Here is a 26,265-nt window from a genome sequence, read left to right on the forward strand (position 1 = left end):
AAATATATATAAAAAAAGGTATCTTTGCCTTTTAGCAAAAGAGTTTAAAAATCCTATATGAAGCACATTCGTAATTTCTGTATTATTGCGCATATTGACCATGGCAAAAGTACTTTGGCAGACCGCCTTTTAGAGTATACCAATACCATCAGTCAGCGTGAGGCACAGGCACAATTACTTGATAATATGGATTTGGAACGTGAACGTGGTATTACGATCAAGAGTCACGCCATCCAAATGAATTATAAAAGAGATGGTCAGGAATATATCTTGAACCTGATTGATACCCCGGGGCACGTAGATTTTTCTTATGAGGTGTCGCGTTCAATTGCTGCCTGCGAGGGCGCTTTACTGATCGTTGATGCATCTCAAGGTATACAGGCGCAAACGATTTCAAATTTATATCTAGCGTTGGAACATGATTTGGAAATTATCCCGATCCTCAACAAAATGGATCTTCCTGGTGCTATGCCGGAAGAAGTAAAAGATCAGATTGTGGATTTGATCGGTGGTGACCGTGATGCGATTATTCCTGCATCTGGTAAAACAGGTCTTGGTGTTCCGGATATTTTGGAAGCTATTGTGGACCGTATTCCGCATCCAGTGGGTAATTCTGATGGACCTTTGCAAGCCTTGATTTTTGACTCTGTTTTCAACTCATTCCGTGGTATCATGGCTTATTTTAAAGTTGAAAATGGTGAAATCCGTAAAGGTGATCGCGTGAAATTTGTTGCTACTGGGAAAGAATATTTTGCCGATGAAATTGGTACGTTGAAGTTGAATCAAGTACCCAAAGAAGTTATTAAGACCGGTGATGTAGGTTATATTATCTCTGGTATCAAGGAGGCACGTGAAGTGAAAGTAGGGGATACCATTACGCATAAGGATCGTCCTTGTTCTGAGGCTATCCAAGGTTTTGAAGAGGTGAAACCGATGGTCTTTGCGGGTATTTATCCTGTAGATACGGAGGATTACGAAGAGCTGCGTGAATCGATGCACCGTTTGCAGCTGAACGATGCTTCTTTGGTGTTTGAACCAGAGTCGTCGGCAGCCTTGGGCTTCGGTTTCCGTTGTGGTTTCTTGGGTATGCTTCACATGGAGATTATTCAAGAGCGCCTAGAGCGCGAGTTTGATATGACGGTTATCACGACAGTTCCCAACGTATCCTATAAGGCCTATATGACCAAAGATAAAGAGGAAGTGATCGTACATAATCCTTCTGATCTACCAGATCCAAGTAAATTGGATTCAATCGAAGAGCCATATATCAAAGCTAATATTATTACGAAATCGGATTTCGTAGGACCAATTATGTCGCTTTGTATCCAGAAACGCGGTACGATCATGAACCAGCATTATTTGACTTCGGATCGTGTTGAATTGGTTTTTGAAATGCCAATGGGAGAAATTGTATTTGACTTTTATGATAAGTTGAAAACAATCTCTAAAGGTTATGCTTCATTTGATTACCACCAGATTGGTTATCGCAAGTCAGATTTGGTAAAATTGGATATTCGATTGAACGATGAACCAGTAGATGCCTTATCATCGTTGATACATCGGAGCAACGCGTATGATTTTGGTAAAAAGATCTGTGAAAAACTAAAAGAACTGTTACCACGTCAACAATTTGAAATTCGTATCCAAGCGTCAATCGGTGCAAAGATCATTGCCCGGGAGACGATCTCAGCTTTGCGTAAAGATGTTACGGCAAAATGTTATGGTGGTGATATCTCACGGAAGCGTAAGCTTTTGGAAAAACAAAAGAAAGGTAAGAAACGCATGCGTCAGGTTGGGAACGTAGAGATTCCGCAATCTGCATTTATGGCGGTATTGAAATTAGATTAATCAAAATAACACAATAATAAAGGAGCTCTTGGGCTCCTTTTAAATACAATAAAATCTCCTAAACATGAATCTATTAGATGGTAAACTAGTTTCCGAAAAAATTAAAGAGCAAATTGCGTTAGATGCGGCTGAATTTACTACACAGACTGGCCGTAAGCCTCATCTGGTTGCTATCCTTGTGGGGAATGATGGTGGTAGCGAAACCTATGTAGCCAGCAAAATGCGCAACTGTCAACTGGTCGGCTTTGAATCAACAAACATTCGTTATGATGAAAACATAACAGAGGATGAATTGATCGCTAAGGTCAAAGAAATCAATCAGGATGAGTCTATCGATGGTTTGATTGTTCAGTTGCCTTTACCAAAACATATTGATCCGGATAAAGTTACCGAAGCAATTGATTACCGCAAAGATGTGGATGGTTTCCATCCGATCAACCTCGGACGTATGCAACGTAATCTTCCTTGTTTTATTCCAGCTACGCCATATGGTATTATGTTGATGTTGGATTATTATAAGATCGATACAGCAGGCAAGCACGCCGTAGTGGTTGGAAGAAGCAACATCGTAGGATCGCCAATGAGTATCTTACTGGCTCGTAATTCCAATCCAGGTAATTGTACTGTGACATTAACACATAGTCGCACAAAAGACCTTAAAACAGAGGTTTTGCGGGGTGATATCGTTGTTGCAGCAATCGGGAAGAAAAATTTTGTTACAGCAGACATGGTTAAAGATGGGGCGGTAGTAATTGATGTCGGTATTAATAGAGAAACTTCTACAGCAACGAAATCTGGTTTTAAGCTATATGGGGATGTTGATTTTGAAAATGTTGCTCCTAAAGCATCCTGGATTACACCTGTACCGGGAGGGGTTGGTTTAATGACGATCGTCGGTTTGTTGAAAAATACATTGGAAGCTGCGAAAGGAACGATCTATCCGAAGCAATAATTTTGTCTATTTGGCATAGAAGTTGTAAATTGATGTATGCGTGCTCTGATGGGCCGTTGAAAACTACACTCATAAATCAATTTATAATGAAGAAAATTGCACTTTTAGCAGTCGTAGCAGGAGCATTGGTAATGTCTTCTTGCAACAATTCGGAGAAAAAAGACACTACAGCGACAGATTCGGCAAAAACAGTCGGTGAGCATGTAGATGCCGCAATCGCAGATTTAAAAAATGCGGAAGAAAATGCTCGTTTAAAAGCAGAACAAGCGAAAAAGGATTTGGATGAAGCTATCGCAAAAGGTGATAAAGCCGCTGAAGAAAAAGCTCGCGTTGCCTCTGAAGAAGCCAATACTGCCTGGGAAAAAACGAAAGATGCATTGCGTAATGCCGGGGAGGATGTAAAAGAGGGATTGAAAGATGCAAAAGATGCGACTGTGGATGCGACAAACACGGCTGTTGATAAAACAAAAGATGCCGCAAAAAATGTCGCTGAAGGTACGAAGAAAGTTGCAAATGATGTTGCTACTGGAACCAAAGAGGCTGCTAAAGATGTAAAAGATGCTTCCAAAAAAGTAGGTGACGATATTAGTCGGAAAGCTAAAAATGTAGGTGAAGCGTTGAAAAATTAGTTGACGTATTTCATTTGAACTATAGGGAAGGGGAGCACTTTTTTGAGTGCCCCCCTTTTTTTTATATAACATATTTATAACATTGACTTAAATAGGCTTATTGGTAATAATCCCATAACAATTTGGAAAGCTTACGGGTAAGTACCTCCGCTTCATTTGTTTTTCCCCAGCTTTTATCTGTATTGTTCTTGGTGAAAATACTGAAAACGTAATCTCCCTTCGGCGCATTGACCAAAATGACCTCATTGCGTACGTCATCTAAAGAACCTGTTTTTGAAGCTGTTTTGACAGTGGATGGGATTTGCGATAACCCTCTTTCATCATAGAACATGTTGCCCATAAAACGATACATCTGATCGGAAGATTTTGGGGATAAAACTTTGCCTTGTCGGATTAGTGTGACCAAGTCGGCCATCTCTTTCGGTGTAGTCTGGCCCCAACCATATCTTTCCCAATCTGGTTTCCGTCCCTCTGTCTGTGAGTTGACACGTGTGTGGGCCAGTTGAAGATCGCTCATTAATTTATTGATCGCGACACCTCCTCCTGCAAGCTTTTGATTCCAAATGCTGGTTACATTATCACTATAAGAGAGCATAAGTGCAACCAAGGTTTTCAAGTCAACTTGTGTACTGTCCTTAAAAAACTGCATCAGCCCTGAGCCGCCATATTGTTGACTAGCACGGTAGAGCAGTTGCTGATCAAGTTGTAGTTCACCTTTTTCAATTTTATCAAAGATACCGACTAAAATGGGGATTTTGACAATGCTTGCTGTAGGGAAAATACTGTCGCCCTGGATGTTGACTTCTTTGTTTTTTTTGAGATGGTGTACATAAATGCCAACATCGCCTTGAAAACCCTGAATAAGCTGTTTTATCTGTGATTCGAGTTTTCTATCGGTAGCGGCTTTTTGCCCAAAGGACAGTAATGATAAGAATAGTAACGTAAATGATAGAAATATTTTGTGCATTGTGAAGATATAATATATGTTAAATGTGGTGGATAATAGTTATTTTTATTTTTTACAGGGCTTAAGTTATGAAATATCCATGATTCGTACGCACAGACATCGATGAAAAATAAACTGGATATTCTAGCAAGGACATTGAAAGACTGATTTTTGACTATGAAATTATTTATGATTTTGATCGGTTGTAAGCCGAAAAATAGACGGACAGAACAGCATGACATTTTCTTTGGTATTGGTAATGAGCTCAAGGACTTTGTCGATCCCATTAAAGATTTTTGGCCCGAGGCTGATGGTAAAATTCACATTGATGCGTACCGTGTTGTCCATAAGATTGGGGAATATGAAATTAAGGTTACTGAAAGGGGGAATGAACAGGCTATTGATTCGGAATTGAAGTTGTTTTTTGTCAATTTAGGTGGCTACAAACCGAATGAATTTGACGAGTTCCATTACAAAGAACTTATTGTTGCATCCAGTTTGGCCAAGGCGACTGAAAAGGCAAAACGTACTGTTTTTTGGAAGCATCACAGTTCGGCGCATATCGATGATAAGTATGGTTTGGATGTTGATGATATTTATGAGATAGAAGATTTGCTATTACCTCATGATAAAGAGCAGTATAGTATTCAAATTACGCCAAAGATCGGTCTAGAAGAGGATACCATTGCGAATGGATATTTTAAACTGAGTGCGCTATAATAAGAATGTGCTATTGGATTTCTTAACCATAAAAAAGGCTTCTTTATAAAGAAGCCTTTTTTATGGTTAACCAACCTTTTTTATGTTTAACCAACCTTTTGTTGGTTCTGATGTTGTTTTCTAATGACACTATGTTTTTTACCATATACAAAGTAAATCAATAAGCCTATAGCAAGCCAGACGGCTAAACGCTCCCAGCTTTCAATTGGCAATGAAGCCATCATTAAAATACAGACCAAGATACCCATTATTGGAACGAAAGGAACCAATGGTGTTTTAAATGGGCGCTCCAAATTAGGGTCTGTTTTACGTAGTACTAAAATACCTACACATACAAGGGTGAAGGCAAATAGGGTGCCAATACTTACCATATGGCCAAGGTCAGAAACTGGAACGAAACCTGCGAATATACTTACGAATATCATGAAAATAGCATTTGTTTTCCAAGGAGTCTGTCTTTTGGATAGGTCCGAAAATATCTTTGGAAGCAAACCATCTTTACTCATCGAATAAAATACGCGGCTCTGACCAAGTAACATCACGAGAATAACTGAAGTGTATCCTGCAATAATCGTAATAATCAACGCTGTATTTAAGAAATGATATCCAGTTTTTGCAAAAGCTGTCGCAACAGGTTTTGCGTCACCTTTGAACATCGTATAATTTTCGATACCTGTCATTACATACGAGAACAAAACATACAAAACTGTACAGATTATTAATGAACCGATGATACCTATTGGCATACCCTTTTTCGGGTTTTTTGCTTCTTGGGCAGCTGTACTTACCGCATCAAAACCGATGAATGCAAAAAAGACAACCCCTGCAGCGCGCAATACACCACTGATACCAAAGTGACCGAAGTCATCACTCTTTAAAAATGACCAAAAGCTTTGTTGTCCACTTTTTACAAGCTCTTCACCTGCATTTACAGGGATAAATGGATCGTGGTTTGCAGGATTGATAAAGCTCCATCCCAAGGCGATAAAAATCAATACAACACTGACTTTTAGGATAACCAATATATTGTTTACACGGGATGATTCCTGTGTGCCACGCATCAGCAATAGCGATAGTAAACAAACAATAATGATAGCAGGTAAGTTGACCACTCCACCTTCCCAAGGGCCTTTGAGTAGGGTGTCAGGGAGCTGGATATGGAATATCATCAGAAGCTGGTTGAAATATTGGGACCAGCTAACGGCTACTGTAGCTCCTGCTAGTGCATATTCTAGGACGAGATCCCAGCCGATAATCCAGGCAACAAATTCACCCATTGTGGCGTAGGAATATGTATAAGCACTTCCTGCAACAGGGATCATAGAGGCAAATTCGGCATAACAAAGACCTGCGAAGCCACAGCCTACTGCTGCGATAATGAAAGATAGGATAACAGCTGGCCCTGCATTTTCAGCAGCGGCAATCCCTGTTAGGGAGAAAAGTCCTGCTCCAATGATGGCCCCAACACCGAGGGCGATAAGGCCCGAGCTGGACAGTGTCCTCTTTAGCGTGTGTTCACCATTTTCATTTGCTTCAGCAATGAGTTGAGGAATCGATTTTTTAAATAGCATAGGATTAATTCTTTACGATTATTTAGCTTTTTAATTGTTTAATTAATGTCAAATATAAATGATCTCAATGAAAAAAGGGAAGATTGCTCCTCCCTTTTGTAATAAAATCTGAATCAAATGCTTGTTTGGGTACTAATACGCCGCTGTAAAGCGTTTATTGAGGAATTGTTCGTTCTCAATTTCGTCTACTATTGCTACAGCAAGATCCTCTACTGATAATCTAGAACGACCTTCTTGATCAAATACAGGAGCATCAAGACCTGTACGGTATTTTCCTGTACGGGTTCCTCCTGCATGGGAATTCATTTCTATAGCAGGACTAAACATGGTCCAGGTAAGTTGATCTTCTTTCTGGATGGTATTCAGATAATCTGCTGCAGCTAATGCCCCAGCTTTAATTTCTTTGGGAAAATCCGGTGAATCGACCAGTCTATTTCCATCAATCAATAAACTTCCTGCACCACCAATAACGATGAAACGATTGATACCGGCATCTTTAACAGCTTGTTGGATTGCCAATGCACCCTTTGTAAAATCCTCATAAAGATTAGGGTTTGTCCATCCGGCATTGAAAGCCGAAACAACAACATCAACACCTTTTAGAGCAGAAACCAATTGATTATTATCATTGATATCTACTTGGAGCTTGGTTACTTTTTCACTCGATGGAATATTTTCGAGGTGGCGGGCGATGGCGACTACGTCATAGTTACGGTCTACCAATTCTTTTACGAGATGAGATCCTACATATCCTGTGGATCCAATTACTGCTACTTTCATGCTTCCTTTAATTAAATGTTTTGCTAAAATCAGCTAAGGTTATCTTTTCCAAACGCTGTACAATATCAGTGTCGACTTCCTGATACAGATCCTGGAGTTTGGAGTTGATATTTTTGCCAACAACACAGGCTGGATTGGGACTGTTAAATTTCCCGCCGAAATCGGTTTGCTTGGTGCTGATATAAATATCAGCCAAGGTAATCGTTGGATTCTCGGGATTTATGCGAATACCGCCGCCCTTACCTTCTTTACTCGTTAGTAAAGATGCTGTTTTAAGAGATGCAATTTCTTTGCGAACCACACTTGCATTGACCTGGATGCTTGACGCAATATATTCAGAAGAAAGCCATTGATTTGACTCTTCTAGCTGTGCCAGAACCATAATGTGTAATGCTGTTGCGAACCTCAAGTTGTGTAACATCCTCTGCTGATTTTTCTAAATTATAACACAAAGTAACAGAAAAGGTTTTAAACTGAAATAAAAATTATTACAGTTTAAAACCTTCTGACAATCACGTGATAAAAGTGTTTGTTTTTTATTTTTTCTCGTTAAATTTTTTATAGCTATCCATGATATAGACCTTCAGAGTTTCTTGGCTGCTGTTTTGAATAAATTTATAGGAAGGTCTAAATCTTTCCTTAAACAGGGCTAGATCCGAACCATTGAGCGGAGTCAATTCTTTGATCAGATTTTCAGTGAATTTTCGATCAACTGCTCTTTTCTCGCGTTCTGCGATCAGAAGTTTGTAATTTGAACGGGCTTGTTTTCCCTCTTTGCTAAATATGCGGCTTGGAGAAATCCGTACTCCGCCGCGGTTTTGACTCGCGTCAGAATACTTTCCTAAAGTCTTCTCGCGTTGGATTTCAGCAGCAAGTCTGCTGTCTGTCATCCGTTCTACGACAACTTCACTGAGTTCGATAACATTATTCATTCTGTTCAAATAGACTCTGCGTAAGCTGGTATCATAAATGAAGACAGTATCTTGTTCATATCCCACAGCCTTGATTAACAAGAGGTCGTTAATATTGGCGTCAATTGCAAAGGAGCCATCTCTATTGGTCTGTACTTCAGCCTTGGTTCTTAAATTTTGAATTTGTGCAGCCTCAATTTTCTCACCGCTGACAAGTTCCATAATAATCCCCTTGGTTTTTTCCTGTGCAACCAGATGTCCACTCATTAGCGTAATAAGTAAGCAGCTTAGAATCGTTTGTAAGATTTTCATGTGAATAAATATAGTTATGTATTTTCAATCTATGAATGAACAGGGTATTTGCCGTTTTGTTTACGCCGTACCTTCATGATTGTTCTCTAGCCAAAAATAACGAATAGATTTTGAAAATCTGCTAATTTGCTTTCCACGAATTATTGTCTGGGTTCTTGTCCGGCATGACCATGTCCGGATCTAACTGTACAGATTGCAGTGGCTCTGTGGTCGGTATTTTAAATTGCCATACGTCGTTTCTTTCCCAGATTTCCACTGGTAGTTTTTTTCGAATCTTCTTGCCCGATACGGTTGTAGCTTCAACAATAACTGGCATCGGTAATTTTTCAAGGTTTTCTACGGTGACAAGTGCGCCAAATTTTGGCTCGTTGTTGACATAGGATACCGATTTTATACCTTGGTCCATTTGCCAGTTGTTGACAAACCACCCGCGCCAGAACCAGTTTAGGTTTTCTCCAGCACCATTTTCAATAGCTTTGAAGAAATCCTCCGGAGTAGGGTGTTTGTAAGCCCATTCTTGGATATACTTTTTAAAGGCGTAATCGAAGCGCTCAGGACCGATGATTTCGTTTCGCAATAATTTCAGTCCATAAGCGGGCTTATAGTAGACCAAAGCACCAATATTACGCTCTTTCATGTTTTGCGGTGTACTCATGATCGGTTCAAGATTACGTGCAGTAAAGATGTAGGATCTGCTCGCCTGATTACGATAATATTCGCCATTGTTGAATTCCTTTGTTGCGAGTTCGTTAATAAATGTATTGAACCCTTCATCCATCCATCCATGTTCACGTTCGTTGGATGCGACAATCATTGGGAACCAATTGTGACCAAACTCGTGGTTGGTAACACCCCAAAGTGAGCCTGCTTTGGCCTGATTGCCACAGAACGACAAGGCTGGATATTCCATTCCACCGACATTGGAGGCTACATTCACTGCTACAGGGTAAGGATATTCAAACCAGCTTTTTGAATAGATTTCAATTGCAGCTTTCGTATATTCTGTCGAGCGTTCCCAGGCATTGTTACTGTTACTTTCAATTGGATAGGCTGACAAAGCGAGGGATTTTTTTCCACTCGGTAGATTGATCTTCGCGCCATCTAATATAAATGCCGTAGAGGACGCCCAGGCAATGTCTTGCGCATTATTAAGTTGATATTTCCAGGTTAAGGTTTTCTTGTCAGGCCTGGAGTTTTTTGCGTTAACTTCTTCGGCGGAGCGGATGATCACGGTTTCGTCGCTGCGCTGTGCCTGTTGATATCGCTTGAGTTGTTCAGCTGTAAATACTTCTTGTGGGTTTAACAATTCGCCACCCAATACAACCATGTGGTTTGCCGGGGTAGTGATCTCAACCTGATAATTTCCGAATTCACGATAGAACTCTCCCGGTCCTGTATAGGGAAGCGTATTCCAACCTCTAATGTCGTCATAGACACACAGTCTTGGGAACCATTGTGCAATGGCATAGATTTTTCCGTTTTTTGTGTCAAGTATACCTGTACGGTCCGCACCGTATTTAGGAACGGTGTATTGGTATTTAATCTTAAAAGTTATTTTTCCGCCCTTGCTCTTTAACGCCGCAGGAAGTCGAAGCTGCATGCGGGTATCGTCAATAATATGTTCGATCGTATTTCCGTTTACATCCGTAACAGATTGTATCTGATATCCACCATCAAAAGTTGAGTTGCCATCACCGTAACGGCTGTTGGTTAAGGGGGAGATCAATTGACCGCGGCCATGTTGTGAAAACATATTTTGATCTAATTGTAACCACAGATAGTTCATATTGTCTGGACTATTGTTGCTATAGGTAATCTCGACAGATCCTGTAATTTGATCATTTTGATCGTTCAGGGAAGCCTGAATTTTATAGTCGGCTGCATTTTGCCAGTAGGCAGGGCCCGGTTTTCCCGCTGCGGAACGATATTCATTGCCATTATTTTTAAAAAACAAGGGTGCAAAGGCCTCTGTATAGCTGTAATTGGATGTTTTCTCCTGTGCAAAGGCCGGATAAGCATAGCTCAACGCAACAAGGCTTAAAGAAGCCAGTGCAATTCTTTTCATCATACGTCTACTTAAATTATGTTTATTTGCTCCAATATACAATGAAAAGTACATTGAGCCAAAAAAAACGCAAACGACGTTTCATAATATAAGGGATAAAAAGGGGCCTTAAAGGTTTATTTAAGATAATTGGAGGCTTTTTAGAACCTCCATTCCGGGAAGCTTTGTGGAACTATTTTAAATTTGTTACGTACTCTGCTTCATTAAAACCGAGTAATATACCTTTGTTGTATTCAATAACAGGACGTTTAATCATGCTTGTATTTTCCTGAAGTACTTTATTGGCACTATCACTGTCAATGACTTGCTCTTGAGTTTCTGGAGATAACTTTTTCCATGTGGTTCCCTTTTTATTCACTAGAGCCTGCCAGTCTACCTGTGTTTCCCATTCTTTTAATTTATCTACACTGACGCCTTCTTTTTTGAAGTCATGAAATTGAAAGGGAACATTATTGTCTTCCAACCATGTAAGTGCTTTTTTTACTGTGTTACAATTTTTGATACCGTATACCTGTAGCATAATAGTGACAATTTGGTGAATCCAAATTTAATCAATCCCGATACAATTTTTAAAATAATTCATATTTCTGAATATTTCTATGGTGTCTTTTCTGTGATTTAAGGACAATTGTGGATATTTTGTTATCAATGCCATTGAAAAAGGAGTAATCGGAAAGTTCCTATTCAATTGAACAGTCGGGGTTTTATGATTTGTTAAAATTCTATATCCCATGTGAAATGATAGTGTATTTAGTACACTGTAAAAATTAGGAAGTAATAATAATTTTTAATAATTTAGTAGCTTCAAGTTTAATGAAAGATTAAAATAAATCAATAACAGAAATATGAGCCTAAAAGATTTTAAAGGTGTATTGACAGGAGATCAAGTACAAGAGTTGTTTGAGGTTGCGAAGAAACATAAGTTTGCTTTGCCTGCGGTAAACATTATCGGAACAAACTCTATCAATGCGGTTATGGAAACTGCGAAAGCAGTAAATTCTCCTGTAATTATTCAATTGTCAAATGGTGGAGCGCAATTCTACGCTGGTAAAACCTTAAACAACGATAATTTACAAGCTTGCGTATTGGGAGCGGTATCTGCAGCACAACATGTTCATTTATTAGCTGAGCATTATGGTGTAGCAGTTATTCTGCATACAGATCACGCAGCTAAGAAACTTTTACCTTGGATCGACGGTTTGTTGGACGCTGGCGAGAAATTCTTTGCGCAACACGGAAAACCATTGTTCTCTTCTCACATGTTGGATTTATCGGAAGAGCCAATTGAAGAAAATATTGAAATTTCAGCTAAATACTTAGCGCGTATGAAACCACTTGGTATGACTGTGGAGATCGAGCTGGGTGTTACAGGTGGTGAAGAAGACGGTGTTGACAACTCGGATGTAGATAGTTCAAAACTGTATACCCAACCGGAAGAAGTTGCCTATGCTTTTGAAGAATTGTCTAAAGTATCTGACAAATTTACAGTGGCAGCTGCATTTGGTAATGTTCATGGTGTTTACAAACCAGGTAATGTGAAATTGCAACCAGTTATATTACATAATTCACAAGAATATATTCGTGAGAAATATAATCTTACTGCTGAAAAGCCAGTAAACTTCGTATTCCACGGTGGTTCTGGTTCTTCTCCGGAAGAAATTGCAGAAGCGATTTCATATGGCGCGATCAAAATGAACATTGATACGGATATGCAATGGGCGTTCTGGGATGGTGTAAGAGCTTATGAAGCGAAAAACCATGATTATTTGCAAGGTCAAATCGGTAACCCAGAAGGAACTGATTCTCCAAATAAAAAATATTACGATCCACGCGTTTGGTTACGTAAAGGTGAAGAAACATTTGTTGCTCGTCTGAAAGAAGCGTTCGCTGATTTGAATGCAGTAGACGTTAATAGCAAACTATAAGCATAGGCTGAAAAAATAGATCATAAAGGCGCCCTTAGATAGGGCGCCTTTTTTATGTCAAAATAGGTTAAAAATATTGTTCTTAATAGGAATTGGCTTATTTTTTGACGAACAACAATAAAAAGTCAAGTAAATATGAAATTTTTAGGAGTCAGTGTAATTCTTTTATTAATTGCCCAAATGGGGTTTGGGCAGGTGAAGCAAAATGTTGGCGATTTTTCTTCGGTTGTAGCGACGGACAAGATTCAGGTGGAGTTGATTAAGTCGGACGAGTCCTTAGTGACGTTTGAAGGACAGAATCACGAGAATGTTAAGGTGGTCAACACAAATGGATCCTTGGTTTTGAAAATGAATACGTTGAATATGCTGCAGGGGGGGGATATCTCTGTGAAGGTATATTACAAGAGTTTAAACAATGTGGAAGCAAAAAAAGGAGCTAAGGTATTTGCAACTACAAATAATCCAGTTGCTGTTGACCACTTAAAAGTATATGCTTCAGAAGGCGGTCTGGTCGATCTCTATACAGCGGTAAAAACAGCTGAAATAAAAGTGACCTCAGGTGCCACAATCGCTTTGTATGGAAAAGCAAATAGACAGGAGATCATTTCGAATTTTGGTGGAAAATATGAAGGTAAAGACTTTAAGACAGCCACAACGGTAGTTACTGTCAATGGCGGGGGAAAAGCGGATGTTTTTGCAACTGATTCCATCGAAACCAAAACACGTGGTGGCGGTGTGATTGATGTTTATGGAAAACCAGAACAACGTGTAGAAAAGAAAATGGCCGGTGGAACAGTCAACTTTAAATAAGCAAACTGTCTTGGATTTGTCAATTTTCTCGTGCTGAGATTTTAGTTGATTAAAGCGAAAAAGAGTGAAATTTAGGGTAATAGATGCAATAAAAAGGGTTTAGCTTAATTAGGGTAATGATTGTTGTTTAACCTTTTTATTAAAAAGGTCAGTTATTTTGTTTTTCTCATCACAAACCTTCTTCATTTGTGCTTAAAATACTTATTTTTGTGAGGGAATAATAAAAATAGTATTATGGCAAAGCGTAATTATGTTTCAAATTCTACGGAATCTACGCGCATGTTCAACAATGACTTTTTAGAGTCTTTGACGAAAGTGCATTGGAGTGTACCTTTGATTTTCTATGTACCCGTGGTTGTTTTCTTTTCGTATAAAGCGCTAGTTTGGGGAGAGATTTCCTTTTTAACATACATTGGGTATTTTATTTTTGGTTTAGCTTTTTGGACTGCTTTTGAATATGCATTACATCGTTGGGTATTTCATTTTCACCCGACAACGGAATGGGGAAAGCGCATTGCTTTTATTTTCCATGGTGTGCATCATGATTACCCAAGAGACCGTATGCGTTTGGTGATGCCGTTGTCAGCGAGTATTCCACTAGCTCTGTTGGTGTATCTTGGTTTTACATTGTTTTTTTCGAATGAGTTTATCTTAGCCTGTTTTTTCTCAGGTTTTATGGTGGGGTATTTGATCTATGACGAATGTCATTACGCGATGCACCATGCTAATTTTAAAAGCGGTATTTTCAAACGGATCAAGCAGCACCATATGTTGCACCATTATTCTGATCCAGAAAAAGGTTTTGGAGTAAGTTCTTCCTTATGGGATGAAATTTTACGCTCAGGTTTCGAAGAAAAGGAACCCAAAAAAGATTCTACTTCCTTAAAAGAAGAAAAAGCATAAATTGAATCACATCAACTAAAAAAGCCCTGGAAGTTTTCAAGGGCTTTTTTTATGGAATAATTTTTCTTTTTATTTAACAATGCCATCAAGTAGGCTTTGTAGGCTAACTTTAGATCAATGGTTTCTTGTTGGGGTTGGCGTGCAGGTATTCCAGTTTGAACTGAAACATTTGTGCCATTTTCTGCGCACGCCATTTGGCTTCTTCAGCCTTTTGTCCACTGTATAGGCCATCTACTGTTGCTTCGAATAATTTGAGCCATTGACCAAAATGTTGTGCATCAATGGGTAAATTAATATGAGGTGGAAAGGGGCTGCCAAAATAACGATGTTCATCCGTTAGGATAGTCTGCCAGAAACTATACATCTTTTCAAGATGGATCGCCCAATTGTCTTGGATTCTTTCTTTAAAAATAGGTCCGAGCAAAGTATCGTTACGTATCGTCGTATAAAATTGATCTACTAATACTTTAATGTCATCGAGTGTTTGAATATCTTGTTTCATCGGCGTATGATCTAAGCTCATGAATAAAGACCTATAGCTGGATCAAAAGCTTCTTCATGATGTTTATCTAGATTAAATGTAGTGACATTTATAGAGAATCGCATCACTTGGATGTAAAGATGTCTCGTTGAAATATTGTAATTCTCTTTTATTGTCAGTAAATTGACTCAATACTAAGGGAAAAACATATGGGAAAATACGTTCTTTTAATCCTATTATCGATGGGATTTTATGCTGCTGAGGCGCAGGTTACAACAATTTCGATCAATAAGGAAAATTTTCAATCTTCTGGTTTTCCATTTAAAGGGAAGCGTGTGTTGCAAGTGGAACGCATTCAAACTCCAAAAGAAGATAATTATATTGTGTTTTCAAAAGAGGAACGGGGTGCCGACCCCGACAAACTTTATGTACAACAATTTCAGCAGATCGATGGAATGTGGCAGCTTGTGGCTGATGAATTGATATCCGAAGAAGGGATCGTTACGTCGGTTTGGGAATCTCGGAAGGCATTTTTTGATGCCGATAGGGACGGTAAATTGGATGCATTATTTATCTATTCAAGGCATCCAAAGGATGACCTAAAAAAGCAGCTTAGCTGTATTGGTTTAGTTCTTTATAAGAATAAGTTTTATCGTCTCCGCGCGGAGGAAGCAGATGGTTATAGTCAAACAACGTTTTCAGACAATTATGCGTCCCTACCGGTTGAGGTAAAAGAAAATGTGGAACGTTATTGGAACAATCTGGATAAAAGATAATTTACCGTACTGGGCTGGAATCTACCGAAAGATCGATCATACGACCTTTCGGTAAACTTGTTATTGTCTATTTTATCAGATAGAAATCATTCCCATGTTTTTTGTTGACATTAATTGATTTTACCTATCAAAGGCTCGTTCATAGGTTGACTCAATGCATGGATAGGATATCGATCAAATCAATGTTACTGGAGTGCAGCGAGCAATTGCTTTTCTTCTTCGATTTGCGTTTTACTGATCACATAGCGTGCAATATGCTGGTCCTTCAATTGATCTATCGTATGAATAACATCTTTTGTGCGCGCTTCTTTGCTAGGCTTGATCAATACAATCATGTCCTTTGTATTGGGTATGGTGCTTATCTTAGCTTTTAACTGTGCAATAACGGCTGAGAGCCCTTTCTCGATATCTACCGGTACTTTTGAAGAGCTGATCGGTTTTTTGAAATCCCCATGATACCACATGAATTTTCCTTCGCCAAGAATGAGGGTCGCCGTGCGGTTTTCATCAATAAGAACCGAACTTTCTACATCTGATTTAATTTTGTCTGGCATGGCGATATCCATTGCAGATGGTTTATTTAATGTTGTGGTCAACATAAAGAATGTAATGAGAAGAAATGCGAGGTCTACCATGGCTGTTAAATCTACTTTAGGAGCCATTTTTCTGCTTCTTATTTTTTTCTTTCCCGTTTCTTGCGTTTTTTGGTTTAATTCTGCCATGATCGTCATCTTTAGGTTAACACGTTGTTGTTACTCACTATTATGATGTCAGAGAAGAACGGATTCCACAGTATTTTTTTTAAAAACTGGGGTTTTTCTCAAGTACTTTCTGTGTTTTTTTCTTAATTGTTGATAATCAGTTTTTTTATGCTATGTTTTAGTTTGTTCGTTGTTGATCCGATTTGACCAATTCTCTTGTCATTTTGTCCTTTCAATCAATTTAGGGCGCTTGCTAGGCTGTCGAAATTTTTCTAGTGTTTTGCAAAAAAGCCCTTCTATGCTGAAAGGCTTTTCTTGCGGAGTGGTGGGTAAGTTACTTAGCAACCGCCTTGGTTAGGGATGCGTTTATAAATTATTTTGTTATCTCTTTGTACATAGTCGCCCGCTACTATTGGATACGAATACTTAGGCGCGTACATGACACTACGACCCCTTATCGTTATTTTGTCGTTTACTTTCAGACTTTTCAATTGTTGAAATTCATTAGAATTTTCCAGACCAAAACTTAGAATATAGTCTTCACGATTAATCCTAACCATCACTCCAAAACCTAACTGTGCACCAAGAGGAAGATAAAGAGAAGTTACAACCGCCTCTATGTTGGCAGAATTCTTTATTTCATTCTTTATTTTCGCAGCATTGTCAAGTACTTTTGTACCTTCGGGAGATTCTTTCCATTTTTTGAACTTTATACCATTGGGGCTCGCTTCCCATTTATTCCTTTCGGCGGTCATTTCGGTAGGAGTGCGTGAATTCGGCGCCGTTTTGTTTAAGGTTTCATTTTTGATTTCGCGATTGGCAAAGGCTAAGCCGCTTCCTATAGCGAGCGGTAAAACCAATACGTAGATAATTTTTTTCATATTTTTAAAAGTTTAATGAACATTAGATTTATCCCAGTAAATTAGATCCGTTCAAACTTTTTTTCTCGCATCTGTTTTAGAGTGATGTAACAAAATTACTTTGATGATACTTATATAGAGGGATTTAGATTGTAAATAGTGATGTAATCTTTGTAAATAAATTGTAAATCGTATGTCTGAAAGCCGAAATATTTTCTCAGGGAACCGCAAGTACTTGTATGGCGGCATAATGCTCTTGTTTATTGTGATGGCCTTTGTTGCTTTTGATATGACTGGCACAGACGATTTTGATAGCGCTAGGAGGGAAGTTTTGCTTAGGAGGATAGGAGATGAACTGCTTACGCAGTCTGGAGACAGTAGATCAAGGTTACTTCCGATAGAAAAGATTCAAGAAAATGAATATCAGATCAGGTTTGAGAATGAAATCACCTTTAAACCAGACTCACTGGTGAGTGCTATTCAGCGCCTGTTGGTCAATGATCCTCTTGCCCGTGATTATGTCGTTAACGTTCTCAACTGTGGCAATTCGAGTGTAGCTTATGGATATGCTATTTCCCATAATAAAAAAGATGATATTATTGCTTGTAGAGGTAGAGTGCAACCTAAAGGTTGTTACATGATCAATATTAAATTTAAACCTAGCGGGATAAATACAGCAGCGAATAGCTATTTTCTTGGTATCCTGTTGTTTTTAGCATTTGCTGGATTCTTTTTTTTGAAATCGGATCGGAGGCGAAGCACTGTGTTAGACGATCAAAATAACAGTATTTTAACCTTTGGGGCCGTTTTGTTTAATCCGCAGGAGCGAGAAATGGTCATTAATGAAAACACCATAGGTCTCACTGGAACGGAAACTCGTTTGTTACATATTTTCGCCTTGTCTCCTAACCAAACGATAGCGCGAACACGGCTGCAAAAAGAAATTTGGGAAGATGAGGGAATTATTGTTGGACGCAGTTTAGATATGTTTATATCAAAACTTAGAAAAAAATTGGAGTTTGATCCGAATATCAAAATAACGGTTATACGTGGTAAAGGATATAAACTTGAGGTAAGTTCTTAAGAAGAGTAAGGGGATAAATTGGGCTAAAATGCAAAAAGCCTTTCATTTCTGAAAGGCTTTTTCTGCGGAGAGTGAGGGATTCGAACCCCCGAACCTGTGACAGTTAACGGTTTTCAAGACCGCCGCATTCGACCACTCTGCCAACTCTCCGCGACAAAAGTAGAAATTTTGGGTAGAATTACAAAACTTATTTTACATTTTTCTTTGTTTAAAAGCAGTTTTAGCACTCTTAAATAGAAATGTAGCTGAATACCAGTTGGTTATTTTTAGTGGTTGACCACCTTCCGATGTCATATTGGAGATAGCGGACTCTGCTTTGGACGATATGTCCGCTTTTAGATGGGATCATAATCTTGTTTTAAGGTTATTTATTGCAATTAAAAATGTAATCATGAATGTATTTTTTAGGAGCAAATATCATCCGATTTTTCAATTCCCGAACTGTCGTTCTAACTCCTGTAATTCAAAAATAACTTCGTTGATTGATCGATCAATTTTAGCGAGTTGTCTTTTGCCTAGATAAAAGTAGGAAAATAGAATCCAGCTATAGGTTGGAAGGTAAGTCAATAAATAATAGTGGAAACTAGCTCCCGCTAGGATTTCCCGAAAATAGATCGAGATCGCTATACCGAGAAGTAGATGATAAATCGGCATATTCCAATGAATTCTTTTCTTTCGAAAGGAGTCAAACTCTTGCCACTGTTGTAAATGCTCGGTAGGTAAAGCTACTTCGTTGATCTGTTTGACTTTACGTGCAGTAGTCAACATTAAGTATGCCTGTATAAAACAAAGGAAGGATACGATAAACATCGATGTGTACAATGCGAGCGTTTTATGCCTAAAATCAAGAAAATATGCCAGAGCAAGAATAATTAAACCTGTTACAAGCAATAAAACAGCACCGGCTATTTCTTTCCTTATTAATTCTTGACGAAAGTTTTTGACCTTATTCAGGTGTTTTGGGGGCAAGATATTTTGTTTGCTATCCTGTTTCCAAAGATGTTGTAAATCGTTAAAGTCTTGCATATTTATGGAAAATTTCGGTTAATTCTTTTTTAATTCTATGGATTTTTACACGGAGATTATTCTCTGTAATTCCCGTAATTTCTGCTATTTGCTCATAAGGTTTTTCATCTAATACCAATGTGATCAGTACTCTATCAGCTTCTTTCAGCTTGCTGATACATTTGTACAGCAGATCAATCTGCTGTATTTTTTCATTCGATGAATCCTCTGGTATATCGATGCAGCTTGTGTCGGTCATTTTTTTAAAATGCTGATGTTTTTTTCGCATACTCGTCAAGCAATTATTGATCGCTATTCTGTAGATCCAAGTGCTTAATTTGGCATCGTTGCGAAAACTGTCGAGTTTTTTCCATACAGTAATGAAGGTCTCTTGGATTAAATCTTCTGCATTATCTCGGTCTCCGGTATAACTGAGGCATAACTTGCGGATGGCCGGCGCATATTCTTTGTAAATAATCTCAAAGTTTTCTTTGTTGGTCATCGGGTTATTTTAAAAATGTGTCTAGTTCTTTAAAAAACCATATTGGCTGATCATACATAATAAAATGCTTACTGTTCGTGTTGTGTAAAGTTAGCTTTTTTACATACTTATATTGCTCGGAAAGAATCTGCTGTGATTTTTCTAGCGTTTCGTACTTACTACCCAGTACCAAAACGGGTATGGTAATTTTAGCAAGATCCTGGCGGATATCCGTCGTCATCATTTCATAAAAAGCAGACGCTAATGTAACTCTATCGCTCTGTACTTGCCATTCGGCTATTGTTTTGGCTTTTATAGAATCAGTTACCAGCTGTCGTGCTATATTTTCAGCATACACACTAAGTTGTTGGTCTCCCATCGAAGTAAACTGTGCGATAAGTGCATCTTTATCGACAAACTTTTTCACTTCCTCTACACTTGTATTTGGGTTCTGCATGCCCGGGTAGAACGGTACTCCGTCCACAACGATAACTTTTTGAAATAGCGAAGGTGCGGTGCTTGCGATCCAGAGGCTCAAAAAACCTCCTAAACTATGGCCTAGAAGAATCGGATTTTGCAATTTTTTTGCCTCTGTATATGCTATGATTTCATTGCGTATAGTCTCAAGCAATGCTTCTTTAATAGCTGCTTGTCCTGCGAAGCCAGGAAGTGTAAGCACGTGACATTCGTATTTATCTTTTAAGTGATTTACAGTTTCTGTCCATACGGTTCCACTACAACTATATCCTGGAATAAGAATGATCGGTGTTCCTGTTCCATAGATACTGACCTGAAAATCATATTTTTTTTGTGCAAATGCCGATCCGTAAATCATAAGTAAAAGTATTGAAATACCGACTTTGGTGGAATGGCAAAAATAGTTCGGTAGATCTTTATTGATACGAAGAACAATCGTTTTCATAAGAATTGAATTTAAAATTAGTAATTATGGTTTTCTAAAATATTCTGCCTATTAGATGTTATGAATTACAGATTATTACATAAAAGAATGAAAAAAGTGAAAAAGAGTGCATGTGGCCAGGAAGAGTTGTGTGAAATGTTGTTTTCTTGTAGGTAACGCTCTGATAATTCGAATGGAATGGTACTATAAGAAAATTGATCTTTTGATGGGGGAGAATAAAGGGGCAAAAGCAAAAAGCCTTTCATTTCTGAAAGGCTTTTTCTGCGGAGAGTGAGGGATTCGAACCCCCGAACCTGTGACAGTTAACGGTTTTCAAGACCGCCGCATTCGACCACTCTGCCAACTCTCCGCGACAAAAGTAGAAATTTCGAATAGATTTACAAAACTTATTTTCTATAGCTAGTCTTAGCGTTTGAAAATGAGCTAGATTGTTTTTAAAAAAGTCTATGCAGGGATAATCTCATGGCAGTGTTTCCTGATGTTGGCCGCAATTTTGTCGATCGGTAAATCGTCCTGGTCGATACCAAATGGCTCTTCAATGGACTCACCAATTAATTCAAGAGATGCTAAAACATATAAGATGAATGGTACAGCAATCACAACAAAGTAACCGATGGAAAAAACGTAACCTACTGGAAGGGTCATGGTATAGAAGATAATGAACTTCTTGATAAATGCACTATATGCTAATGGTATTGGGGTATTTTTAATACGCTCACAAGCTCCACAAACATGTGTCATGGTAATAATTTCCTCATTAAGGATAATAAGCTGATCGCCGCTTATCGTTTTAGTCTTATAAAGATCGTTGATTTTTTGGAAGATCATATTGGACACTTGGTTTGGTCCATGTTTTTTATTATCCAAAGCCTTTAACTCAGGGTGTTCGTTTTCGTCGAGCATAAACTTGGTGTAATCCGATCTTAAAAAATCGTATAGTGTTTCTGCAAATAGGGGGATTGCCTTTCTGAAAAAACTACGATTCACTTTGTCATCTACATCCAGCATGGCATTTAGTTTGTACGAAAAGGCTCTACTAACATTAGTCAATGTACCCCATTGTTTTCTGGCTTCCCACCAGCGGTCATAGGCCGTGTTTGTTCGGAATACCAGTAAAAGCGATATAACAAAACCGAGTAGGTTGTGGACAATGGTAATGTTTTTGACCCAGCTCTTTTCATTTAGTTTGAGGTATTCCAATTCTAGAAAGGCAATCATCCAGGAATAAAACGCTATCAAAACAAGAAATGGCAGTAACTTTTTGAAGGTATCTGATTTATGCAACTTGAAAGTTGCCGAAAGCCAGTCTTTGGGGTTGTATACGATCATACACAAAAATATAAATTGTTGCGAAAATTTTGCGAGTTAATTGCTATTGCCGTAACTTCATCGTGCTATGGCACAACAGCGATCAAAAAGAAAGAAAACAAGTACAAAAGGAAGTCAGGTTCGTGGAACAAAGTGGATTTGGATGATAGCAGGAATGCTGGTGTTTTTCCTCTGTCTTGTTGTGTGGCATTATCGGGCTGGAATTATATACTATTTTCGCGTGGCTACCTCCAAAAACAAGTCTCTGACGAAGGAAGCTAAATATGATATTCGTAATATTGAGATTATGAGCAAGCACGATGATAAGGTGTTTGGCATAGACGTGTCTACCTATCAGGAAGAAATAGATTGGCAAAAGGTAAGCACAATCAATGATCATTTTCCGATAGATTTTGTGTTTATCAGGGCGACAATGGGTGAAAAAGGAATTGATGATAAGTTTAGTCGAAATTGGAGTAAAACGGAAAATAGGGCAGTTTTGAGAGGCGCCTACCATTATTTTAGACCCAATGAGAACTCGGTCAAGCAAGCGAAGAATTTTATTCGGAAGGTTAAACTACAGTCTGGCGATCTTCCACCGGTCTTGGATATTGAGGAGCATCCAAAACAACAATCGATGGATAGCTTGAAAGTCGGGCTAAAACGTTGGCTTGAAGAAGTCGAAGCCCACTACAAAGTAAAACCCATTCTTTACTCCGGAGATAAGTTTTATAGTGACTTTTTGGAAAAGGAATTTGCAGCTTATACCTTGTGGATTGCAAATTATAACTTTTGGGTTGAGAACCCCAAAGAGCATTGGGCTTTTTGGCAATTTTCTGAAAAAGGTACTGTTAGAGGGATTCAGGGCAATGTGGACTTAAATATATACAATGGTAAAATTGAGGAATTGGAAAAGCTGCTTATTCCTTTTAAATAGTAAAATATATGCATAGAGTTTTTATCACATTATGTGGGGTTTGTTTAGCACTGTTTAATGGTCAAATGCAATTACATGCGGAATCGAAGAGTCATCAGGTCGAGATGTCGCAACCCGCTTCAGATTTACCACGATTAACATTGAAAGAATTTAAAAAATTGCGTCGTGAAACAGCTATCCAAGTTCTTGATACGCGACCTGGCGATATATTCCTACAAGGATTTGTACCTAAATCTATAAATATAGGCTTTAAAGGTCCTTTTGATCACTTTTTGACGCAAGTGTTTCCCAATAAAGCCCAAAAGCTTTTATTGATTACAGACGGAGATAGTCAAGATACGGTTTATCATCATTTATTAAAGCTGGGTTATACCCATGTTATTGGGGGGTTGGAAGGCGGCATTGAAACTTGGAAAGCTAGCGAAGATGTAGTCTCGTTGCGTAATATCAGTGCAGGAGAATTCAGGAAAAGATCAGATCAAGGTCATATTGTGGATGTAAGAACAGATAAAGAATTTGGTAATGGACATATTGACAATGCAATGAATATTCCATTAACAGATTTCGTTAATTTTGGTTCTACGCTTAAAAAAGGCAATCAACAGCTGTATGTACACTGTCAATCAGGTTATAGGAGTGCAGTTGCTGTATCTATTTTGAGTGCTAAAGGATTTAAACATATATGCAATATCCAAGGTGGGTATAAGGCATTGCAAGAAGAAGTAAAGGAGAATCAATAATGGCTACTTTTGACCAGATTATTCAATCAAATTCGCTGGTTTTGGTGGATTTTTTTGCGACGTGGTGCGGTCCCTGCCAGACTATGGCGCCGATTTTACAGGATGTAAAGGAATTTTATCAAGATGATTTGTCTATCATTAAGATTGACGTGGATAAGAATCCAAAAATTGCTTCGATTTATAAGGTAAGTGGCGTGCCTACTTTCGTGTTGTTCAAAAATGGCCAACAGGTATGGCGACAAAGCGGCATGATTCCCAAGATGGAATTACATAAATTGATCGATCAAGTAAAGTAAAAAATCAAGTAAAGTAAAAAATAAGGCGTTCAATTTGATTGAACGCCTTATTTTTTAATGATACTCTGGTGTTTTAATAGGTAGTGTTATATCGCACTAAAATATTAAAATTCATCGTCATCATCGAAGTCATCCAATCCTCCAATCGAGTCGATTTCAGGTAAATCGAAATCATCATCGAAATCATCATCATCGTCATCAGGACCGTTGAAAGATGCGAATTTTACTTCTTCAAGATCTTCGTTAGCTAAAGTTGCCGTGTTCATAAAATAATACTTTATTGTTTCTTATTCAATGTTGTAAAATTAGAGAAGAAAACTATTTTTTAAAACTTTTTTTTAAAAAAATATTAAGCTTTATTTTTCTGTTAATCAGTATGTTGAATTGTATTTTGAAAATAAAAATTTATTTTATTTTATTTATTCATTTGTTTCGCCAATCGCATTGTCCTCGGTAACGATGTCTTTCAACTGAGGGAGATCTCTCACACCATTGATTCCGAAGTGATCCATGAACTGCTGGCTTGTTGCATAAAGTAATGGTTTTCCGATACTATCTGCTTTTCCTGCAATTTTGATCAACTTCTTTTCCAGTAACCGTTGAATAGAGTAATCACAGCTTACACCTCTAATCTGCTCCACTTCTAATTTTGTTATCGGTTGTCTGTAGGCAATGATTGCGAGTGTTTCTAGTGCTGATTGACTTAGTTTTCGCTTGTTATTGTGATTTTGGAGCTGTTGTATCGATTCATGATAAACAGCTTTTGTCAAAAACTGATATGCGTTGTTGATATAGCGTAATTCGAGTACATAGTCTTCATCCTGGTACTTCGTTTCAATTTTTTTAATCAAGTCACGTAGCTCTTCCCTGGATACTTCGATGGCTAAGGCTTCCTGCAAAATCTGTTTGATATCGGCAAGATCTATTCCTTCCGCAGAAGCAAATATAATTGCTTCAATATTTCTTATGACGTCTTTCAATGTATCGTATTAATAGTTAATGACCTGTTCGACCATATGGGCTGGTAGTTCGCGGAACTCATACTTTTGAGTTCGTAGTTGCGGGCTGAATCCAGCTTCCAAAATAGCTTCCTGTATAGATTTTGACGTAAATCGATGTGGTGCACCAGCTGCCGAAACGACATTTTCTTCGATCATAATTGAGCCGAAGTCGTTTGCTCCAGCGTGCAGACATAATTGCGCTGTGCGCTTTCCGACGGTGAGCCAGGAAGCTTGTATATTTTTAATATTAGGAAGCATAATGCGGCTTAAGGCAATCATGCGAATATATTCTTCGCTCGTTACATTATTGGTAATACCGCGCAGTCTTTTCAATAAGGTACCATCATCTTGGAAAGGCCAAGGGATAAACGCTATAAATCCATGGGATTCCTGAGGTTTTTCATCCTGTACTTCGCGAATCCATACCAAATGTTCAAAACGTTCTTCTATCGTTTCGATATGACCAAACATCATGGTGGCAGAAGTTGGTAAATTAATTTTATGGGCTGCCCGCATAACATCTAGCCATTCTTTACCACCGCATTTTCCTTTTGATATAAGACGTCTCACACGATCATTGAGAATTTCAGCTCCCGCTCCAGGTAGCGAGTCTAGTCCTGCTTCTTTCAATTGCGTCAAAACTTCAATATGACTCATGTTCTCCAATTTGGAAATATGCGCAATTTCAGGCGGACCGAGAGAATGTAGTTTTAGCGTAGGATAAAGTTCCTTTAATTGCTTGTAAAGGTTTTTGTAAAACTCAATACCCAAATCCGGGTGATGGCCACCTTGCAGCAGCAGTTGATCTCCACCGTATTTAAAAGTTTCCTCTATCTTTTGTTTGTAGCTTTCAATATCGGTAATGTAGCTATCTTCATGACCAGGGCGACGGAAAAAATTGCAAAATTTGCAATTTGCAATACACACATTGGTGGTATTGACATTTCTGTCGATCTGCCAGGTTACTTTACCATGTGGCACTTGTATCTTACGCAATTCATTGGCTACGAAAGTCAAATCAGCTGTAGGTGCGTTTTGATATAAAAAAACACCCTCTTCCTTGGATAGGAACTCAAATCGGAGCGCCCGTTCTAATAAATTACTTACATTCATCAACAACAAATATAAGGAGCTTTTAACTTATTTGGACCTATTTGCGGAATATTTGACAATGGACATTGAATTTTGGGAAACGTTCCGGATATAAAAAACAAAAGGATGTGCTTGTGTAACAATAGTATTGCATCGTAACTTAGTGTATAAAATACAATAACTTGATTTATAGCGCTTTGTGAATTAAT

General features: G+C 38.4%; 29 protein-coding genes and 2 tRNA genes. 12 read left to right on the top strand and 19 right to left on the bottom strand.

Features of this window, described 5'->3' with window-relative positions:
- Positions 1 to 57 precede the first annotated feature (57 nt).
- The 3 genes from lepA to A9970_RS27805 all read left to right on the top strand — a co-directional run bounded on the left by lepA (position 58) and on the right by A9970_RS27805 (position 3,429).
- Positions 58 to 1,848 (top strand): translation elongation factor 4, encoded by a 1,791-nt coding sequence (lepA, locus tag A9970_RS27795; RefSeq protein WP_153846846.1) that lies wholly within the window; start codon positions 58 to 60, stop codon positions 1,846 to 1,848.
- A 64-nt stretch (positions 1,849 to 1,912) separates the two neighbouring features.
- Positions 1,913 to 2,800 (top strand): bifunctional 5,10-methylenetetrahydrofolate dehydrogenase/5,10-methenyltetrahydrofolate cyclohydrolase, encoded by an 888-nt coding sequence (locus A9970_RS27800; protein WP_088162834.1) that lies wholly within the window; start codon positions 1,913 to 1,915, stop codon positions 2,798 to 2,800.
- 86 nt (positions 2,801 to 2,886) lie between these two features.
- Entirely contained in the window at positions 2,887 to 3,429 is a 543-nt protein-coding gene (locus A9970_RS27805; protein ID WP_088162833.1) for a hypothetical protein, read from the top strand.
- A 97-nt stretch (positions 3,430 to 3,526) separates the two neighbouring features.
- Here the strand turns inward: A9970_RS27805 and A9970_RS27810 are convergent, their stop codons facing one another.
- Positions 3,527 to 4,396: a serine hydrolase gene (locus A9970_RS27810; protein ID WP_182984443.1), complete on the bottom strand. Its 870-nt coding sequence runs from the start codon at positions 4,394 to 4,396 to the stop codon at positions 3,527 to 3,529.
- 156 nt (positions 4,397 to 4,552) lie between these two features.
- On the opposite strand from A9970_RS27810, the gene A9970_RS27815 reads away from it, so the two are divergent.
- A complete protein-coding gene (locus A9970_RS27815; protein WP_220801716.1) occupies positions 4,553 to 5,095 on the top strand; it encodes a DUF1543 domain-containing protein in 543 nt (180 codons plus the stop codon).
- An 86-nt stretch (positions 5,096 to 5,181) separates the two neighbouring features.
- Here the strand turns inward: A9970_RS27815 and A9970_RS27820 are convergent, their stop codons facing one another.
- The 6 genes from A9970_RS27820 to A9970_RS27845 all read right to left on the bottom strand — a co-directional run bounded on the left by A9970_RS27820 (position 5,182) and on the right by A9970_RS27845 (position 11,254).
- Positions 5,182 to 6,666, bottom strand: a complete 1,485-nt coding sequence (locus tag A9970_RS27820; RefSeq protein WP_159731238.1) for an amino acid permease — start codon at positions 6,664 to 6,666, stop codon at positions 5,182 to 5,184.
- Positions 6,667 to 6,798: 132 nt separating this feature from the next.
- Positions 6,799 to 7,446 carry an NAD(P)-dependent oxidoreductase gene (locus tag A9970_RS27825; RefSeq protein ID WP_182984444.1) on the bottom strand — a complete coding sequence of 216 codons (648 nt, stop codon included), beginning with the start codon at positions 7,444 to 7,446 and terminating at the stop codon, positions 6,799 to 6,801.
- Positions 7,447 to 7,453: 7 nt separating this feature from the next.
- The gene (locus tag A9970_RS27830) at positions 7,454 to 7,867 is read right to left on the bottom strand and encodes an Rrf2 family transcriptional regulator (protein WP_088162831.1); all 414 of its coding nucleotides are present in this window, start codon (positions 7,865 to 7,867) and stop codon (positions 7,454 to 7,456) included.
- Between the two features lie 115 nt (positions 7,868 to 7,982).
- Entirely contained in the window at positions 7,983 to 8,669 is a 687-nt protein-coding gene (locus tag A9970_RS27835; RefSeq protein WP_153846850.1) for a hypothetical protein, read from the bottom strand.
- A gap of 121 nt (positions 8,670 to 8,790) precedes the next feature.
- Positions 8,791 to 10,737 carry a M1 family metallopeptidase gene (locus A9970_RS27840; RefSeq protein WP_227550236.1) on the bottom strand — a complete coding sequence of 649 codons (1,947 nt, stop codon included), beginning with the start codon at positions 10,735 to 10,737 and terminating at the stop codon, positions 8,791 to 8,793.
- Between the two features lie 169 nt (positions 10,738 to 10,906).
- Positions 10,907 to 11,254 carry an ArsC family reductase gene (locus A9970_RS27845; RefSeq protein ID WP_153846852.1) on the bottom strand — a complete coding sequence of 116 codons (348 nt, stop codon included), beginning with the start codon at positions 11,252 to 11,254 and terminating at the stop codon, positions 10,907 to 10,909.
- A gap of 325 nt (positions 11,255 to 11,579) precedes the next feature.
- On the opposite strand from A9970_RS27845, the gene fbaA reads away from it, so the two are divergent.
- The 3 genes from fbaA to A9970_RS27860 all read left to right on the top strand — a co-directional run bounded on the left by fbaA (position 11,580) and on the right by A9970_RS27860 (position 14,372).
- A complete protein-coding gene (gene fbaA, locus A9970_RS27850) occupies positions 11,580 to 12,659 on the top strand; it encodes a class II fructose-bisphosphate aldolase (RefSeq protein WP_153846853.1) in 1,080 nt (359 codons plus the stop codon).
- 135 nt (positions 12,660 to 12,794) lie between these two features.
- A complete protein-coding gene (locus A9970_RS27855) occupies positions 12,795 to 13,469 on the top strand; it encodes a head GIN domain-containing protein (RefSeq protein WP_153846854.1) in 675 nt (224 codons plus the stop codon).
- A 234-nt stretch (positions 13,470 to 13,703) separates the two neighbouring features.
- Positions 13,704 to 14,372, top strand: a complete 669-nt coding sequence (locus tag A9970_RS27860; protein WP_227550237.1) for a sterol desaturase family protein — start codon at positions 13,704 to 13,706, stop codon at positions 14,370 to 14,372.
- A 109-nt stretch (positions 14,373 to 14,481) separates the two neighbouring features.
- On the opposite strand, the gene A9970_RS27865 is transcribed toward A9970_RS27860, so the two are convergent.
- Positions 14,482 to 14,895 carry a group III truncated hemoglobin gene (locus A9970_RS27865; RefSeq protein ID WP_259655502.1) on the bottom strand — a complete coding sequence of 138 codons (414 nt, stop codon included), beginning with the start codon at positions 14,893 to 14,895 and terminating at the stop codon, positions 14,482 to 14,484.
- 167 nt (positions 14,896 to 15,062) lie between these two features.
- Here A9970_RS27865 and A9970_RS27870 point away from each other — a divergent pair, with 167 nt between their 5' ends.
- On the top strand, positions 15,063 to 15,629 hold the full coding sequence (locus A9970_RS27870) for a hypothetical protein (protein WP_182984446.1): 567 nt from the start codon (positions 15,063 to 15,065) through the stop codon (positions 15,627 to 15,629).
- A gap of 185 nt (positions 15,630 to 15,814) precedes the next feature.
- Here A9970_RS27870 and A9970_RS27875 read toward each other — a convergent pair whose 3' ends face one another.
- Complete coding sequence (locus A9970_RS27875; protein WP_182984447.1) at positions 15,815 to 16,351, bottom strand: biopolymer transporter ExbD; 537 nt, start codon at positions 16,349 to 16,351, stop codon at positions 15,815 to 15,817.
- A 317-nt stretch (positions 16,352 to 16,668) separates the two neighbouring features.
- Entirely contained in the window at positions 16,669 to 17,211 is a 543-nt protein-coding gene (locus A9970_RS27880; protein WP_182984448.1) for a hypothetical protein, read from the bottom strand.
- 172 nt (positions 17,212 to 17,383) lie between these two features.
- Here A9970_RS27880 and A9970_RS27885 point away from each other — a divergent pair, with 172 nt between their 5' ends.
- Entirely contained in the window at positions 17,384 to 18,274 is an 891-nt protein-coding gene (locus tag A9970_RS27885; RefSeq protein ID WP_182984449.1) for a winged helix-turn-helix domain-containing protein, read from the top strand.
- Positions 18,275 to 18,339: 65 nt separating this feature from the next.
- Here A9970_RS27885 and A9970_RS27890 read toward each other — a convergent pair.
- The 6 genes from A9970_RS27890 to A9970_RS27915 all read right to left on the bottom strand — a co-directional run bounded on the left by A9970_RS27890 (position 18,340) and on the right by A9970_RS27915 (position 22,011).
- Positions 18,340 to 18,424: transfer RNA gene (locus tag A9970_RS27890), tRNA-Ser, on the bottom strand.
- Positions 18,425 to 18,703: 279 nt separating this feature from the next.
- Entirely contained in the window at positions 18,704 to 19,300 is a 597-nt protein-coding gene (locus A9970_RS27895; RefSeq protein WP_182984450.1) for a hypothetical protein, read from the bottom strand.
- A complete protein-coding gene (locus tag A9970_RS27900) occupies positions 19,287 to 19,781 on the bottom strand; it encodes an RNA polymerase sigma factor (RefSeq protein WP_182984451.1) in 495 nt (164 codons plus the stop codon). The genes A9970_RS27895 and A9970_RS27900 overlap by 14 nt, the downstream gene beginning before the upstream one ends.
- Before the next feature lie 4 nt (positions 19,782 to 19,785).
- Entirely contained in the window at positions 19,786 to 20,682 is an 897-nt protein-coding gene (locus A9970_RS27905; RefSeq protein ID WP_182984452.1) for an alpha/beta fold hydrolase, read from the bottom strand.
- A gap of 264 nt (positions 20,683 to 20,946) precedes the next feature.
- Positions 20,947 to 21,031, bottom strand: a tRNA-Ser gene (locus A9970_RS27910).
- Positions 21,032 to 21,126: 95 nt separating this feature from the next.
- A complete protein-coding gene (locus tag A9970_RS27915) occupies positions 21,127 to 22,011 on the bottom strand; it encodes a bestrophin family protein (RefSeq protein WP_182984453.1) in 885 nt (294 codons plus the stop codon).
- A 67-nt stretch (positions 22,012 to 22,078) separates the two neighbouring features.
- Between A9970_RS27915 and A9970_RS27920 the strand changes: the two genes are divergently transcribed.
- From A9970_RS27920 to trxA, 3 genes are read left to right on the top strand one after another with little or no spacing between them, the layout of a single operon-like run.
- Entirely contained in the window at positions 22,079 to 22,927 is an 849-nt protein-coding gene (locus tag A9970_RS27920) for a glycoside hydrolase family 25 protein (RefSeq protein ID WP_182984454.1), read from the top strand.
- A gap of 8 nt (positions 22,928 to 22,935) precedes the next feature.
- Positions 22,936 to 23,667, top strand: coding sequence for a rhodanese-like domain-containing protein (locus tag A9970_RS27925; protein ID WP_182984455.1), 732 nt, complete (start codon positions 22,936 to 22,938; stop codon positions 23,665 to 23,667).
- Entirely contained in the window at positions 23,667 to 23,963 is a 297-nt protein-coding gene (trxA, locus tag A9970_RS27930) for a thioredoxin (protein ID WP_075994036.1), read from the top strand. Before A9970_RS27925 ends, trxA begins: the two co-directional genes overlap by 1 nt.
- Positions 23,964 to 24,067: 104 nt before the next feature.
- Here trxA and A9970_RS27935 read toward each other — a convergent pair whose 3' ends face one another.
- The 3 genes from A9970_RS27935 to mqnC form a co-directional block, all read right to left on the bottom strand.
- Entirely contained in the window at positions 24,068 to 24,229 is a 162-nt protein-coding gene (locus A9970_RS27935) for a hypothetical protein (protein WP_167450446.1), read from the bottom strand.
- A gap of 153 nt (positions 24,230 to 24,382) precedes the next feature.
- Entirely contained in the window at positions 24,383 to 24,943 is a 561-nt protein-coding gene (scpB, locus tag A9970_RS27940; RefSeq protein WP_182330793.1) for an SMC-Scp complex subunit ScpB, read from the bottom strand.
- 9 nt (positions 24,944 to 24,952) lie between these two features.
- Complete coding sequence (gene mqnC, locus A9970_RS27945) at positions 24,953 to 26,077, bottom strand: cyclic dehypoxanthinyl futalosine synthase (RefSeq protein ID WP_075994034.1); 1,125 nt, start codon at positions 26,075 to 26,077, stop codon at positions 24,953 to 24,955.
- Between the last annotated feature and the right edge of the window lie 188 nt (positions 26,078 to 26,265).

It is taken from the genome of Sphingobacterium sp. UME9 (genome assembly GCF_014170215.1).
Lineage (GTDB): Bacteria > Bacteroidota > Bacteroidia > Sphingobacteriales > Sphingobacteriaceae > Sphingobacterium > Sphingobacterium paramultivorum.